Origin of the sequence: uncultured Caulobacter sp. (assembly GCF_937900395.1) — a bacterium.
In the GTDB taxonomy this organism is placed as follows: Bacteria; Pseudomonadota; Alphaproteobacteria; order Caulobacterales; family Caulobacteraceae; genus Caulobacter.
Window position 1 is genome coordinate 1 of sequence record NZ_CALCDX010000235.1, and the last position, 14,635, is coordinate 14,635.

17 protein-coding genes and 1 pseudogene are annotated in these 14,635 nt (G+C 67.1%); 6 read left to right on the forward strand and 12 right to left on the reverse strand.

Annotated features, from left to right (window positions below; genetic code table 11):
• The 9 genes and pseudogenes from Q0379_RS21045 to Q0379_RS21080 all read right to left on the reverse strand — a co-directional run.
• A pseudogene (locus Q0379_RS21045) lies at positions 1–143 on the reverse strand (FeS assembly scaffold SufA); the annotation flags it as partial.
• 118 nt (positions 144–261) lie between these two features.
• On the reverse strand, positions 262–621 hold the full coding sequence (locus Q0379_RS21050) for an SUF system Fe-S cluster assembly protein (protein WP_299016381.1): 360 nt from the start codon (positions 619–621) through the stop codon (positions 262–264).
• Between the two features lie 8 nt (positions 622–629).
• Entirely contained in the window at positions 630–1,856 is a 1,227-nt protein-coding gene (locus Q0379_RS21055) for a cysteine desulfurase (RefSeq protein ID WP_299016384.1), read from the reverse strand.
• The gene (sufD, locus tag Q0379_RS21060; RefSeq protein WP_366519341.1) at positions 1,856–3,010 is read right to left on the reverse strand and encodes a Fe-S cluster assembly protein SufD; all 1,155 of its coding nucleotides are present in this window, start codon (positions 3,008–3,010) and stop codon (positions 1,856–1,858) included. Before sufD ends, Q0379_RS21055 begins: the two co-directional genes overlap by 1 nt.
• Positions 3,007–3,756 (reverse strand): Fe-S cluster assembly ATPase SufC, encoded by a 750-nt coding sequence (gene sufC / locus Q0379_RS21065; protein WP_299016387.1) that lies wholly within the window; start codon positions 3,754–3,756, stop codon positions 3,007–3,009. The genes sufD and sufC overlap by 4 nt, the downstream gene beginning before the upstream one ends.
• A complete protein-coding gene (locus Q0379_RS24330; RefSeq protein WP_366519342.1) occupies positions 3,756–3,953 on the reverse strand; it encodes an Imm27 family immunity protein in 198 nt (65 codons plus the stop codon). The genes sufC and Q0379_RS24330 overlap by 1 nt, the downstream gene beginning before the upstream one ends.
• The gene (gene sufB / locus Q0379_RS21070) at positions 3,950–5,419 is read right to left on the reverse strand and encodes a Fe-S cluster assembly protein SufB (RefSeq protein WP_099535654.1); all 1,470 of its coding nucleotides are present in this window, start codon (positions 5,417–5,419) and stop codon (positions 3,950–3,952) included. Before sufB ends, Q0379_RS24330 begins: the two co-directional genes overlap by 4 nt.
• Positions 5,419–6,558 (reverse strand): cysteine desulfurase family protein, encoded by a 1,140-nt coding sequence (locus Q0379_RS21075; RefSeq protein WP_299016395.1) that lies wholly within the window; start codon positions 6,556–6,558, stop codon positions 5,419–5,421. The genes sufB and Q0379_RS21075 overlap by 1 nt, the downstream gene beginning before the upstream one ends.
• A complete protein-coding gene (locus Q0379_RS21080; RefSeq protein ID WP_099535656.1) occupies positions 6,555–7,016 on the reverse strand; it encodes an Rrf2 family transcriptional regulator in 462 nt (153 codons plus the stop codon). The genes Q0379_RS21075 and Q0379_RS21080 overlap by 4 nt, the downstream gene beginning before the upstream one ends.
• A gap of 181 nt (positions 7,017–7,197) precedes the next feature.
• Between Q0379_RS21080 and Q0379_RS21085 the strand changes: the two genes are divergently transcribed.
• Positions 7,198–7,848, forward strand: a complete 651-nt coding sequence (locus Q0379_RS21085) for an alpha/beta hydrolase (RefSeq protein ID WP_062093300.1) — start codon at positions 7,198–7,200, stop codon at positions 7,846–7,848.
• 42 nt (positions 7,849–7,890) lie between these two features.
• Here Q0379_RS21085 and Q0379_RS21090 read toward each other — a convergent pair whose 3' ends face one another.
• On the reverse strand, positions 7,891–8,565 hold the full coding sequence (locus Q0379_RS21090) for a DUF6624 domain-containing protein (protein ID WP_299016411.1): 675 nt from the start codon (positions 8,563–8,565) through the stop codon (positions 7,891–7,893).
• Between the two features lie 65 nt (positions 8,566–8,630).
• Positions 8,631–9,734 (reverse strand): anhydro-N-acetylmuramic acid kinase, encoded by a 1,104-nt coding sequence (locus tag Q0379_RS21095; RefSeq protein ID WP_299016414.1) that lies wholly within the window; start codon positions 9,732–9,734, stop codon positions 8,631–8,633.
• Positions 9,735–9,777: 43 nt separating this feature from the next.
• On the opposite strand from Q0379_RS21095, the gene Q0379_RS21100 reads away from it, so the two are divergent.
• The 5 genes from Q0379_RS21100 to Q0379_RS21120 all read left to right on the forward strand — a co-directional run bounded on the left by Q0379_RS21100 (position 9,778) and on the right by Q0379_RS21120 (position 13,690).
• Positions 9,778–9,828, forward strand: coding sequence for a hypothetical protein (locus Q0379_RS21100; protein WP_024265744.1), 51 nt, complete (start codon positions 9,778–9,780; stop codon positions 9,826–9,828).
• A gap of 89 nt (positions 9,829–9,917) precedes the next feature.
• Positions 9,918–11,243, forward strand: coding sequence for a tyrosine--tRNA ligase (gene tyrS / locus Q0379_RS21105; RefSeq protein WP_299016417.1), 1,326 nt, complete (start codon positions 9,918–9,920; stop codon positions 11,241–11,243).
• A gap of 129 nt (positions 11,244–11,372) precedes the next feature.
• Positions 11,373–11,834, forward strand: coding sequence for a peroxiredoxin (locus tag Q0379_RS21110; protein ID WP_299016420.1), 462 nt, complete (start codon positions 11,373–11,375; stop codon positions 11,832–11,834).
• 235 nt (positions 11,835–12,069) lie between these two features.
• Positions 12,070–13,221 (forward strand): M23 family metallopeptidase, encoded by a 1,152-nt coding sequence (locus Q0379_RS21115; protein ID WP_299016423.1) that lies wholly within the window; start codon positions 12,070–12,072, stop codon positions 13,219–13,221.
• Positions 13,202–13,690, forward strand: a complete 489-nt coding sequence (locus Q0379_RS21120) for a polymer-forming cytoskeletal protein (protein WP_299016426.1) — start codon at positions 13,202–13,204, stop codon at positions 13,688–13,690. Before Q0379_RS21115 ends, Q0379_RS21120 begins: the two co-directional genes overlap by 20 nt.
• Positions 13,691–13,737: 47 nt before the next feature.
• Here the strand turns inward: Q0379_RS21120 and prfB are convergent.
• Positions 13,738–14,635, reverse strand: an 898-nt coding sequence (prfB, locus tag Q0379_RS21125; protein WP_299016428.1) for a peptide chain release factor 2, incomplete at its 5' end; no start/stop codon positions are given.

Consider the following 14,635-nt stretch of genomic DNA (forward strand, 5'->3'; position numbering starts at 1 on the left):
CCGTTCTTCACGCCGACGCGCAGGCCGACATAGGGCTTGTCGGCCTTGTCCATGATCTCCTTCACGCGCGCGGCCGCGGCGTCGGTCAGGGTGACGACCTTGGGGCGCGGGCGGCGGGGACGGGTGGCGACTGTCGGTTCCATGGGCTCGAACACTCCCTTTTCCGACCTCCCCGGCGAATGCCGGGGTCCAGATCCATCCGGAACGGCTTCGGGTTTCATCTGGGTCCCGGCATTCGCCGGGAAGATCGGAAGAAAGATACTAGAACATATTCAATTGCAGCTTGGCCTCGTCGCTCATGCGCGAGGAATCCCACGGCGGATCAAAGACGAGGTCGACCGCGCAGGACTTCAGGCCCGGGATCTCCATGACCGCGTCCTTGACCCAGCCCGGCATCTCGCCGGCCACCGGGCAGCCCGGGGCGGTCAGGGTCATCTCGATGGCCACGTCCTTGTCGTCCGAGACGTCGACCTTGTAGATCAGGCCCAGCTCATAGATGTCGACCGGGATTTCCGGGTCGTAGACCGTCTTCAGCTTCTCGATCAGCTGGTCGGTCAACCGGTTCAGCTCGTCCTGCGAGAGGGCCGAAGCGGGTTCGGGAACGGCGGCGGCGTCGGTCATGAAGCGGCTCAACTGAAGAAACTGCGGGCCTTGGCCAGCGCGTCGACGAACGCGTCGGCTTCCGCCTCGGTATTATATAGGGCGAAGGAGGCCCGGGCGCTCGACGTCACCCCGAAACGGCGCATCAAGGGCTCGGCGCAGTGGGTGCCGGCGCGAACGGCGACGCCGTAACGGTCCAGCACCTGGGCGATGTCGTGGGCGTGGGCGCCCTCGACCGTGAACGACAGCACCGCGCCCTTGCCGGGCGCCTCGCCCAGGATCCGCACGCCGTTGACGCCGCGCAGCCGCTCGGCGACCCGTTCGTAGAGGGCGTGCTCGTGGGCGAAGATCGCGTCGCGATCCAGGCCGTTCAGCCACTCGATCGCCGCGCCCAGCCCGACAGCCTCCAGAATCGCCGGCGTGCCGGCCTCGAAGCGATGCGGCGGGTCGGCATAGGTGATCTTGTCGAGCGAAACCGCGCCGATCATCTCGCCGCCGCCCTGGTAAGGCGGCAGAGCCGCCAGGCGCTCGGCCTTGCCATAGAGGACGCCGATGCCGGTCGGGCCGTACAGCTTGTGGCCGGAGAAGACGTAGAAATCGACGTCCAGGGCCTTCACATCGACCTTGGTGTGGACCACGCCCTGGCAGCCGTCCAGCAGCACCGGCGCGCCGGCCGCGTGGGCCAAGCGGACGATCTCGGCCACGTCGTTGACCGTGCCCAGCACGTTCGACATGTGGGTGACGGCGACCATCTTGGTCTTCTCGGACAGCAGGCCCTTGTAGGCCTCCAGGTCGAGGCGTCCGTCATCCAGCACCGGGATGAACTTCAGGACGACGCCCTTGCGCTCGCGCAGGAAGTGCCACGGCACGATGTTGGCGTGGTGCTCCATCTCGGAGAGCACGATCTCGTCGTCCGCGTTCAGCGACAGGCCGAACGAGCTGGCGACCAGGTTCACCGCCTCGGTCGCGCTCTTGGTCCAGACGACCTCGTCGCGCTCGGCGTTGATAAAGCGCGCGACGGTTTCCCGCGCCTTTTCATAGGCTTCGGTCGTTTCGTTCGCCAGCGTGTGCAGGCCGCGATGGACGTTGGCGTACGATGTGCGAGCCAGGCTCATCATCGCGTCCAGCACCGCATCCGGCTTCTGGGCGCTGGCGGCGCTGTCGAGATAAATCAACGGCTTGCCGTGAACTTCTCGCGCCAGGATCGGGAACTGGGCGCGGATCGCGGCGACGTCGTAGGGGGCGTCGAAAGCCATCACGCGTCGCTCCCCAGCTTGCGGGCGACCCAGGCCTCGGCGACCGCGCGCGCGCCCTCGTGTTCGATCCGCTCGATCACCTCGCCGACAAAGGCCACGGTCAGCATGGCCTTGGCATCGGCCTCGGGAATGCCGCGCTGCTCGGCGTAGAACAGCACCTCGTCGTCCAGGGCGCCGATCGTGTTGCCGTGGGCGCAGGAGACGTCGTCGGCGAAGATCAGCAGCTCGGGCTTGGCGTCGATCTCGGCCTTGTCGGACAGGATCAGGGCGTGGTGGCCCATCCGCGCGTCGGTCTGGTCGGCGCCCTTCTCGACGACGATCCGGCCCTGGAAGACGCCGCGCGCCTGGTCGGTCACCATGCCCTTGGTTAGCTGACCGGTGACGCCGTCGAGCCCGCCGTGGGTGACAACGCTGGTCAGGTCGGCGTGGCGCTGGGCGTCCAGCAGATAGGCGCCGTCGAGGCGGACCTCGGCGTGGGCGCCGGGGTGGCGGACGCGGGTCTCGATCCGCTGGCGACGCGCGCCGGAGGTCAGGACGGTCTGGGCGAACTTGGCGCCAGGGGCGACCTTGACGATTGCAGTGCTGACTCCGACGCCGTCTTCAGCGTCCTCCGCGATAACAATGCGCTCCAACGAAGCGCCGTCTTCGACGAAGATTTCGAGCAGGGTATTGGACAGATAGCGGCAGCCCTTCCCCTCATAGCTCTCAAGCAGAGTGGCCGAGACGCCAGCCTTCACCACGACGCCCACCCGGGCGTGGTGAGAGGTCTCCGTGGCGTCGGTGACTAGGCGCAGCAGCGCTGCGTCGTCGTTGTTGAACTGGATGATCGAGACCGGCGGCTCCAGAGCCAATTCTGCGGCCATGGCCGCCATAGGCAGGTCGTCAGAAACGTAGGGGTTGTCTGGCGACTGATGCTCGAAGAACTCAACTGTCTTGCTGTCTTCGCCCGGCCACCAGTTGTGACGACCGTTGGCGATGACCAACTCGGCCTTCGCCAGACCCGCAAACGGGCCGCCGGACCGCGCGGGCGCCGCGACGCGCGGAGACGGAGCCGGCAGCGTCCGCAACAAGCCGCGCAGATCCGTCCACCGCCAGTCCTCGTCTCGCCGAGATGGCAGTGTGGTTGAAACGCTGGTCTTGAGGGCGAGGGTCAAGCCGCCGCCCCCACGATGCGGTCGTAGCCCTCGGCTTCCAGTTGCAGGGCCAGTTCCGGACCGCCCGAGGCGACGATGCGGCCGGCGGCCAGCACGTGGACCTTGTCGGGTTTGATGTGATCCAGCAGGCGCTGATAGTGGGTGATGACAAGCATGCCGCGCTCGGGCGAGCGCAGGGCGTTGACGCCTTCCGAGACGATCTTCAGGGCGTCGATATCCAGGCCGCTGTCGGTCTCGTCGAGGATGAGGAACTTCGGCGAAAGCATGGACATCTGGAAGATTTCCATCCGCTTCTTCTCGCCGCCCGAGAAGCCGACGTTCAGGCCGCGCTTGAGCATCTCGAAGTCGATCTTCAGCGCCGCCGCCTTCTCCTTGGCCAGCTTCAGGAAGGCCGGCGCGGCGATCTCGTCCTCGCCCCGCGCGCGGCGCTGGGCGTTGAGCGCGGTGCGGATGAAGGTCAGGGCCGGAACGCCCGGAATTTCCAAAGGATATTGGAACGACAGGAACAGACCCTTGGCCGCCCGCTCGTTCGGCTCCAGGGCCAGCACGTCCTCGCCATTGAGCATCGCCGCCCCTTCCGTGACCTCATAGCCGTCGCGGCCGGTCAGCACGTAGGACAGCGTCGACTTGCCAGCGCCGTTCGGCCCCATGATCGCGTGGACCTCGCCGGCCGGCACGTCCAGCGTGACGCCCTTCAGGATCGGCTTATCCTCGACGCGGGCGTGAAGGTTCTTGATGGAGAGCATTAGCTTCGCCCGTACTTTCTCAGAGCTTCGTCTTCAGCGATCTGTTCAAACTCGGCGGGGCCGCCGCCGTGCATCTCACTTTGAGGGTGGGTCCGTTCCCAAAGCTTCCCATCCCGAGGGTCTCTGTAGAGCACCGACCAGCCACCTTCAGCCGTCGCCACCTGCTGAAACCCATCCCAAGGCGCGTCGGATATCACCCCACGCTCCCTTCCAGGCTGATCGCCACGAGCTTCTGGGCCTCGACGGCGAATTCCATGGGCAGTTGCTGCAGCACGTCCTTGACGAAGCCGTTGACCAGCAGGGCCACGGCCTCCTCTTGGTTCAGGCCGCGCTGCTGGCAGTAGAACAGCTGGTCGTCCGACAGCCGCGTGGTGGTGGCCTCGTGCTCGAACACCGACTGGCCGTTGCGGGCCTCGATGTAGGGCACGGTGTGGGCCGCGCAGTCCTTGCCGATCAGCAGGCTGTCGCACTGGGTGAAGTTGCGCGCGCCCTTGGCCTTGGGGTGGGCCGAGACCAGGCCGCGATAGGTCGAGGTCGACTTGCCGGCGCTGATGCCCTTGGCGACGATCCGCGAGCGGGTGTTGGCGCCCAGGTGGATCATCTTGGTGCCGGTGTCGGCCTGCTGGTGGCCGTTGGTGACGGCGATCGAGTAGAACTCGCCCGAACTCCCCTCGCCGCGCAGCACGCAGGACGGATACTTCCAGGTGATGGCCGAGCCGGTCTCGACCTGGGTCCACGACACCTTGGAGCGGTCGCCGCGACAGTCGGCGCGCTTGGTCACGAAGTTGTAGATGCCACCCTTGCCGGTCTCGGGATCGCCCGGGTACCAGTTCTGGACCGTCGAATATTTGATCTCGGCGTCGTCCAGCAGGACAAGCTCGACCACGGCCGCGTGCAGCTGGTTCTCGTCGCGCATCGGGGCCGTGCAGCCTTCCAGGTACGAGACGTAGGCGCCCTTGTCGGCGATGATCAGGGTGCGCTCGAACTGGCCGGAATCCTTGGCGTTGATCCGGAAATAGGTCGACAGCTCCATCGGGCAGCGCACGCCCGGCGGGACGTAGACGAAACTGCCGTCCGAGAAGACCGCGCTGTTCAGGCAGGCGAAATAGTTGTCCGAGGTCGGCACCACGCTGCCCAGGTACTGGCGGACCAGTTCGGGGTGCTCGCGGATCGCCTCGCTCATCGAGCAGAAGATGACGCCGGCCTGGGCCAGCTCCTTCTTGAACGTCGTAACGACGCTGACGCTGTCGAACACGGCGTCGACGGCGTAGCGCGGCGCGCCCTCGACGCCGGCCAGAACCGCCTGCTCCTTCAAGGGGATGCCGAGCTTTTCGTAGACGGCCAGCAGCTCCGGATCGACCTCGTCCAGGCTCTTGGGGCCTTCCTTGGTCTTCGGGGCGGCGTAGTAATAGGTGTCCTGGTAGTCGATCGGCGGATAGCTGACCTTGGCCCAGTCGGGCTCGTCCATCGCCAGCCAGCGGCGATAGGCGTCAAGCCGCCACTCCAGCATCCACTCCGGCTCGTCCTTCTTGGCCGAGATGAAGCGCACGATGTCCTCGGAGAGGCCTTTCGGGGCGAACTCCTGGTCAATTTCGGTCGTGAAGCCGTGCTCGTACTTCTCGAGCGCGGCGACGGTTTCGACGGTTTCTTTGACCGCGGCCACTAAGCCACCTCCCGGCGCCGGGCGCCGATACGCTTCCAGGCGGCGAGCCAGGCGTCGCCGCACTTGATCCAATCGTCTTCCGTGCTCGCCCAGCCGCCGCTGATACGCAGGGCGAACGGGGCGAGATCGGCGCGGCCCATGGCTTCCACCACGCGGCTGGCCTTGACCTTGCCCGACGAGCAGGCGCTGCCAGCGCTGACCATCACCCCGGCCAGATCCATGTTCATGACCTGGACCTCGGAGCCAAAGCCCTCGCCCGCCAAACACAACGTCTGGGGAAGGCGATCAGCGCCCTCGCCCAGCACGACCGCGCCTTGCGCCTTGACCCGTTCGGCCAAGGCGTCGCGCCATTGGGCCTGTTCGGCCATCGAGGCAAGGCCTTCCTGGGCCGCCTTGGCCGCCGCGCCGAAGGCGGCGATGCCGGCGACGTTTTCGGTCCCGGCCCGACGGCCGCGCTCCTGACCGCCGCCGTGCAGGCGGCGGGTGACGGTCGCGCGGGTCCCGGCCACGAGCGCGCCGACGCCTTGCGGCCCGCCCAGCTTGTGGGCGGACAGCGCCATGGTGTCTGCGCCGAGAGCGGAGAAGTCGATCGCGATCTTGCCGGCGGCCTGGACAGCGTCGACATGCAGCCAACCGTCAGCGGCGCGAACCAGGGCCGAAGCCTTATCTACAGGCTGGATGACGCCCGTCTCGTTGTTGGCCAGCATCAGGCAGACCAGGGTCTTGCCCGGCTTTTCAAGCGCTTGCGCCAACCAATCGAGATCGGCGACGCCGCGGTTGTCCACAGGCAGGACCTCAACTGGCAGGCCGGAGGCCTTGGCGGTCTCGGCGACGGCGTCATGCTCGATCGCGGAGATGATGATGCGCTCGACGCCGGCGGCCTTGGCGCTCTCGATGGCCAGGGCGTTGGCCTCGGTGCCGCCGCTGACGAAGGTGACGGAGCCGGCCGGCACACCGACGAGGGCCCCGACCTCGGCGCGGGCGCGCTCGACGACGTCGCGGGCGGCGCGGCCGGCGGCGTGCACCGACGAGGGATTGGCGGGGCTCTCCAGGGCGCGCAGCAGCGCGTCCCGCGCCTCCGGCCTCAGGGGCGCCGTGGCATTGTAGTCCAGATAGACCGATGTGCGGGAAATGCTCACTCGGCCGCGATCTCCAGCGGACGGGCCGGGCGAAGCTCGCCCTTCAGCACGTCGGCGACCGACACGCTGGCCAGATAGCCGTGAATCTGCCGGCCCATCTCTTCCCAGAGATCATGCGTCATGCACCGCTCACCGCCGGCCATGCAGCCCTTGGCCTGGCCCTTGGTGAAGTTGCAGCGGGTGGCGCGCAGCGGCTCGTCGACCGCCAGCACGATGTCGGCGATGAAAGTCTCGGCCGAGGCCTTGGCCAGGCGATAGCCGCCGCCGGGGCCCCGAGCGCTGATCACCAGGCCCTTGCGGCGCAGGCGCGCGAAGAGCTGCTCGAGATAGGAAAGCGAGATCTGTTGGCGCGCAGCGATCTCGGCCAGGGCCACCGCGCGGCCCTCGCCTTCGTCCTGGCGCTTGGCCAGGTCGGTCATCGCCATGACCGCGTATCGCCCTTTGGTGCTCAGGCGCATCAGCCTTACCCCTTGCAGATTCCGCGCGCATCGGCTTTTGCGTGTGCTACAAGCCGCGACTTCGCGCGCGGGCCGTCGGTCCGCTCGATGGCTGCGATTTAGGAAGACCAAGCGCGGCGGTCAAGTATTCTGGCGACCCAATCGTCGGATATCGGATCGCTGTCGAGCTGAAGGGGATGACATGCCTGATGTGATTTTGACCGGCGCGTCTGGACGGATCGAGGGTCGATATTCTCCCGGCAAGACCGAGACGGCGCCAATCGCCCTGATCCTGCACCCGCACCCCAAGGCCGGCGGTCACATGAACCATCCGGTCTCGGTGCAGCTGTATCACCTGTTCATGAAGCGCGGTTTCGCGACCCTGCGCTTCAACTTCCGCGGCGTGGGCCGCAGCCAGGGCGAGTTCGACAGCGGCATCGGCGAGCTGGCCGACGCGGCGACGGCGCTGGACTGGCTGCAGACCAGCAACCCCGCCGCCAGCCAGACCTGGGTCGCCGGCTTCGACTTTGGCGCCTATATCGGCATGCAGCTTCTGATGCGCCGCCCCGAGACGGACGGCTTCATCTCGGTCTCGCCGCCGACCAACATGTACGATTTCAGCTTCCTGGCCCCCTGCCCGGCCTCGGGCCTGTTCCTGACCGGCTCGGCCGACACCATCACCCCGCCGGTCGAGGTGGAGCGCGTGGTCACCAAGCTGCGCACCCAGAAGGGCATCACGATCGACTACGAGGTCATCGACAAAGCCAGCCACTTCTGGACCGAGCACCTGCCCAGCGTCGAGAAGAGCGTCAGCGACTATCTCGACAAGCGCCTGGCGGAAAATCCGATCTAGGGCGTCAGAAAGGCCTCCCTCCCGGGAGGCCTTTTTCGTTGCTCAGTTGCACGGCGGGTATTGCGCGAACACGGCCTCGTATTCCGCCAGCGTCTGGGTGAAGCCCATGGCCTTGCGTCGCTCGTCGACGGTTTCAGGGGCCTCCAGCCGATCGACGACATACTTGTCGCCCCTGCAGGTCATCTGGCTGCCGTAACGCTGGGGCCGCCCCTCATTGAGCGCGAGGCGGTCGTACATCAGGGCATAGTTCGGCCCAGAGACTTCGCCCCTGGCCACCAGCGGCTCGAGCACCGGCACGAACCGGCGCCATAGCGCCAGGTCCGCGTGCTGGACGATCGTGAACGCTGCCTGGGCGGCCCTGTCCCCATAGCGGCTCTTCAGGAACCAGCCCTCGGGCGGAACCATGGCCAGCAAGGCCTTCTCGTTCTCCGCGTCGGCCTCTTCGATCGGCGCCCACATCGCCTTTCGCGCGACCTTGAGCTCTTCAGGCGGCAGCACCGAAAGGTCGATCTGGACCAGGACCCGTCGCCCGACCTGATCAAGCCTTCCCATCCGCTCCAGCCTTTCCGAGTCACTGGCTGGCGGCGGCAAGGCGGCTTGCGCCCTACGCTCGGCCTCGATGGCCTGCCGGACGGGCGCGATCAGCGCCGCGGCCCGCGGGCTCAAAGGCGGCGCGTCGCTCGCGCCCAGCAGAGCGGCCACCAGAATTCCGATCATGCTCGCTCCCTGGCTTCAGTTCAGGGCGAACTCAATTCAAAATCGTGGCGATGTCTAGGCGACCGTCAGGGTTCGACGATCCGGCCGCCGGTCATTGGCGCGGGGACGCCCGTGGTCCCCGGGAAGCTAATCGGCAGGCCCTTGGCCGTGCGGGCGGCCAGGTAGGCGAAGGCCTCAGCCTCGATGCTGTCGCCGCGCCAGCCATAGTCCTCGGCGGTCTTGACCGAAACCGGGGCGCGCTCGACGAGGGCCTTCATGATCTGCGGATTGTGGCGACCGCCGCCGCAGACGATCAGCGCGCTGGGCCGCGCGCCATGGTCGAAGGCCTTGATCACCGCTTCGGCCGTGAAGGCGACCAGGGTGGCGGCGGCGTCCTCGGCCGACAGCGGCTCGACCAGGTCCAGCGGGAAGTCATAGCGGTCCAGCGACTTGGGCGCGGGGCCCGCGAAGTAGTCGCTAGCCAGGAAGGCGTCGAGGATCGCCGGGTCGACCTTCCCGGCGGCGGCTAGGCGGCCGTTCTCGTCGAACCGGCCGAGGCCCCGCTCCTGCAGCATCAGGTCGATCATGCCGTTGCCCGGGCCGGTGTCGAAGGCCAGGAGGTCGTCGTGGTCGTTGATCAGGGTGATGTTGGCCACGCCGCCAATGTTCAGGGCCGCCACCGGCGCCGAGAGGCCCGAGGCTCGGGCGCGGGCGGCGTGGTAGATTGGGGCCAGCGGCGCGCCCTGCCCACCGGCCGCCACGTCGGCGGTGCGGAAGTCGAAGGCCACCGGCCGCCCGCTGGCCTTGGCCATTCGCTCGGCGTCTAGCAACTGCACGGTTCGGCCGATCCGCTCCGGCGTCGGACGCTCGTGCAGCACGGTTTGGCCGTGGACGCCCAGAAGGTCGAACTCGCTCCAGGACAGGCCGTGTTCGGCCAGGAAGCTCTCGGCGGCGTGGAGGTGCTCGTCCGCCACCGCGCGCGCGGCTTTAGCGAAGATCTCCGGCGCGGGCTTGTCGCGCGGCCAGCCGCGAGCCACTTCGGTGGCGACCAAGAGCAGGTCCCGGGTCTCTTCGCGCAGCTTGCGCTCGCCGGCCGGGCCAAAGGCTTGGATGTCGTGGCCGTCCGTTTCCAGCACCGCCATGTCGACCGCGTCCAGCGAGGTGCCGGTCATGAATCCCAGGATCTTCATGGGATCGTTGACTGCCACGGTCGCGAAACGGTAGCTAGGGCCCATGATCGACGCTTTCGTCCTGGCCCGCCCCTATTACCGCCCGCTGCCATAGCGGGAGGCCGACCAGACACGCCCCCGCCTCGCCGGGGTCGCTTTATCAACAGTCGATCATGCGCTCCGGCCCCTTCCCGGAGTCTTGAAATGAAGTCCTCACAAGCCGACGCCGCCGTGCTAGACGGCCCGCCAAGTCAAATAGAGAGTCGATCCATGTCCGCCGCCTCGTCCTTCAAGTCAGAGTTCCTGCGAACCCTGGAGGCGCGCGGCTACATCCACCAGATCACCCATCCGGAGGAACTGGACGCGGCCGCCTCGGCCGGGATCGTGACCGCCTACATCGGCTTCGACGCCACCGCGCCGTCACTGCACGTGGGCTCGCTGATCCAGATCATGCTGCTGCGCCGTCTGCAGCAGGCCGGACACAAGCCGATCGTCCTGATGGGCGGCGGCACGACCAAGGTCGGCGACCCCACCGGCAAGGACGAGAGCCGCAAGCTGCTGAGCGACGCCGACATCCAGGCCAACATCGCTGGCATCAAGCAGGTCTTCGCCAAGTTCCTGAAATTCGGCGACGGGCCGACCGACGCGATCATGGTCGACAACGACGCCTGGCTGTCGAAGTTCGGCTACGTCCAGTTCCTGCGCGAGTACGGCGTGCACTTCACCGTCAACCGGATGCTGGCCTTCGACTCGGTCAAGCTGCGCCTGGAGCGCGAGCAGCCGATGACGTTCCTCGAGTTCAACTACATGCTGATGCAGGCGGTGGACTTCCTGGAGCTGAACCGCGCCCACGGCTGCGTGCTGCAGATGGGCGGCTCGGACCAGTGGGGCAACATCCTCAATGGCGTCGAGCTGACCCGCCGCGTCGACCAGAAGAGCGCCTTCGGCCTGACCACGCCGCTCTTGGCCACCGCCTCGGGCGCGAAGATGGGCAAGACGGCGGCCGGCGCGGTCTGGCTGAACGCCGAGCAGCTGAGCCCGTACGACTACTGGCAGTTCTGGCGCAACACCGAGGACGCCGACGTCGGTCGCTTCCTGAAGCTGTTCACCGACCTGCCGCTGGACCGCATCGCCGAGCTGGAAGCCCTCGAGGGCGCCCAGATCAACGAGGCCAAGAAGGTGCTGGCCGACGAGGCCACCCGCATGGCCCACGGCGAGGAAGAGGCCCGCAAGGCCCGCGACGCGGCCGAGAAAGCCTTCGAACAGGGGGCGTTGTCGGCCGACCTGCCGACCTTCGAGGTTCCGGCGGCCGAGCTGGAGGCCGGGATCGTGCTGGCGGCCCTATTCGCGGACGCGGGTCTCGCCGGTTCGCGCGGCGAGGCCCGTCGCCTGGCTCAGGGCCGCGGGCTGAAGGTCAATGACAGGGCCGAGGCCGACGCCAATCGAACGATCACCTCGGCCGATCTCGTCGAAGGCGTGGTCAAGCTCGCCGCCGGCAAGAAGAAGATCGTGTTGGTGAAGCCTGTTTAGTTAGTTGACTGTCATCCCGGCCGCAGCGTAGCGGAGAGCCGGGACCGCCAAGGACTCATGAGCTTGCGGTGGTCCCGGATCGCGCTGCGCGCGTCCGGGATGACAGCTTTCTAGTTGGAGAAGCGACCGATGCTGCAACCTGGCGACAAGGCCCCTGATTTCGACCTCCCGACCGACACCGGTCGCGTCAGCCTGTCGGCGCTGAAGGGCAAGAACATCGTCCTCTATTTCTATCCGAAGGACGATACCGCCGGCTGCACCTCGGAAGCGCTGCAGTTCTCGTCGGAAGTCGAGGAGTTCCAGAAGCTGGGCGCGGTGATCATCGGCGTCTCCAAGGACAGCGTCGCCTCGCACGCCAAGTTCCGCGCCAAGCACGACCTGACCATCGAGCTCGCCGCCGACCCGATGGGCGACATCGTCGAGGCCTATGGCGCCTGGGTCGAGAAAAGCATGTATGGCCGCAAGTACATGGGTATCGACCGTTCGACCTTCCTGATCGACCGCGAAGGCGTCGTTCGCGAGGTCTGGCGCAAGGTGAAGGTGCCGGGTCACATCAAGGCGGTCATGAACGCGGCCAAGGCCATTAAGTAAGTCCGCGCCCATCGGGAACGCTTACGTCGAGCGCGTGTTGTATCTAGGCCTCAACCTGTGGCGTTTCAGAGCCTTACGCGGTTAACGTGTAGCCCTGCTGGTCAGGAAACGTTAAGGATCGAAGCGCAAAATGACTTTTCGCGAGTCACGTCCTTTAGAGGGCGCGAAGAGTCTTGCACGTTAGCGTTTTATCGTTCCATATCCCCGGACCTGAAACGGGGGGTTTCCTGGGACGATGGCGATCAAGCGCTTTAGGCGGCTGCGGCAATCTCTCGAAGCTCTGTTCCCTGAACGGCATGTCTACGTCCGCTCTGGCGGCGAGATGCGCGGCTATGTTCTGTCGACCAACAAACAACTGATCGGCGCGGGCTGCGTCGCGGTCGGCGCGCTGTGGATGGGCGTCTGCACCGCCGCCATGCTGATCAACGCCCTGTCGGTCAGCTCCGTCGATCAGCAGATCATCAAGCAGAGGGCTCGTTACGAGCGGCTCAACGCCGATCGCGAGGCCCGCCTGAACAGCGCCGTGGCCCAGCTGTCGGCCACCAATGGCTCGCTCGACGAGCTGGCGACCTCGGTCGAAAAGCGTCACGCCGCCCTCGCCTTGCTGGTTTCGGACTTCCGGGGCGTGCCCGGCGCCGCCGACGCCCTGAAGGTCGCCAAGCCGCGCCTGCTGGCCGCCAGCCCAGTCGAGCGCATCCAGGCGACTCGCATGGACCAGGAGCGCTTGATCGACGCCGCCGAGGGCTTCGCCAAGAGCCGCGCCGAGCGGCTGCGCCTGGCGATGCGGATGGCCGGTCTGGATGCCAGCTCGTTCACCGGGCGCGGCGTCTCGCTGGGCGGCCCGCTGATCGAAGCCAAGGATCCGCGCGCCCTCGCTGCCGTCCTCGACGTCGATGAGGAATTCGCCAGCCGTATCCAGCATGCCGCCAACGACATGTCAGATATGCGCAGCCTGGGCGCGGCGGTAAAGAAGCTGCCGCTCTACAAGCCGACCAGCAACCCGGCGCTGTCGTCCAGCTACGGCGTCCGTTTTGATCCGTTCACGCACCGCCCGGCGTTCCACTCCGGCCTCGACTTCCCCGGCGCGATGCGCACGCCGATCATGGCCACCGCGCCGGGCGTCGTCTCGTTCACCGGCGTCCGCGCCGGCTACGGCAACACGGTCGAGATCGACCATGGCGGCGGTTTCAAGACCCGCTATGCCCACCTGTCCTCGATCGGCGTCCGCGTCGGCCAGCGGGTGGCGATCGGTTCGCGCGTCGGCGCGATGGGTTCGACCGGCCGTTCGACCGGCCCGCACCTGCATTACGAAGTCTGGGTCAATGGCAAGGCCCAGAACCCCAACCGCTTCTTGAGGGCTGGTGAGTATGTTCAGCAAACAAGCTAAGTCGGGCCCCAAGGCCGCCAGCCGCGCCGAGGCGCCGGCCAGCCTGCCGTCCAGCAACCCCGCCGACCCCACGCGTCGCGCGACACCGAAGGTGGCCTCGCTGCTCTCCGCCGATCTGACGATCGAGGGCTCCATCGAGGGCGAAGGCGAGCTGCAGCTGGATGGGATTCTGCGCGGCGACGTCCGCGTGGCGCGCCTCAGCGTCGGCGAGACCGGCCATGTCGAGGGCGCGGTCCAGGCGGACCTCGTCGAGGTTCGCGGCCGCATCGTCGGCACGATCACCGCCAAGCAGGTTCGCCTCTATGGCACCGCCTATGTCGACGGCGACATCACCCACGAGCAGCTGTCGATGGAATCGGGCGCCTACTTCCAGGGTCGCAGCCTGAAGTTCCAACGCCCGCCCGCGCCGATCCAACCGACACCGGAGCCGGAAGTCCTGGCCATCACGGCCACGCCGGTCGAGGCCTGACAAAGAAAAACGCCCCGGATCGCTCCGGGGCGTTTCGCTTTTCGGGATCAGGCCTCGGCCGCGTCGCGCGTGGCGCCGACCCGCTGGGCCAGGGCCGCGCCCATGAAGGCGTCGAGATCGCCGTCCAGCACCCCTTGGGTGTCGGAGGTTTCGACGTTGGTCCGCAGGTCCTTGACCATCTGGTAGGGCTGCAGGACGTAGCTGCGGATCTGGTGACCCCAGCCGATGTCGGTCTTCTGGTCTTCCAGCGCCTGCTGGGCGGCCTCGCGCTTTTGCAGCTCGGCCTCGTAGAGGCGCGCGCGCAGCATCTTCCAGGCCTCTTCGCGGTTCTGGTGCTGCGAGCGGCCGGCCTGGCAGGCCACGGCGATGCCGGTCGGAATGTGCGTCAGGCGCACGGCCGAGTCGGTCTTGTTGATGTGCTGACCGCCGGCGCCCGAGGCGCGATAGGTGTCGGTCCGCACGTCGGCAGGATTGATCTCGATCTCGATGGTGTCGTCGACCACCGGATAGACCCAGGCCGAGGCGAACGAGGTGTGGCGGCGGGCGCTGCTGTCGTAGGGGCTGATGCGCACCAGACGGTGCACCCCGGCCTCGGTCTTCAGCCAGCCATAGGCGTTGGGGCCCTTGACCAGCAGCGTGGCCGACTTGATGCCGGCCTGGTCGCCGTCGGTCTCTTCGATCAGCTCGGTCGTCATGCCGTGGGCGTTGGCCCAGCGGGTGTACATGCGCAGCAGGATGCCGGCCCAGTCGCAAGACTCGGTGCCGCCGGCGCCGGAGTTGATTTCGATATAGGCGTCGTTGCCATCGGCCTCGCCCGACAGCAGAGCCTCGAGCTCGGCGCGGCCAGCGCGGTCCTTCAGGGCCTTCAGCTGGGCGCGGGCGTCGTTCAACGACTCCTCATCGCCTTCCATGTCGGCCAGCTCGGCGTATTCGACGGCGTCCTTG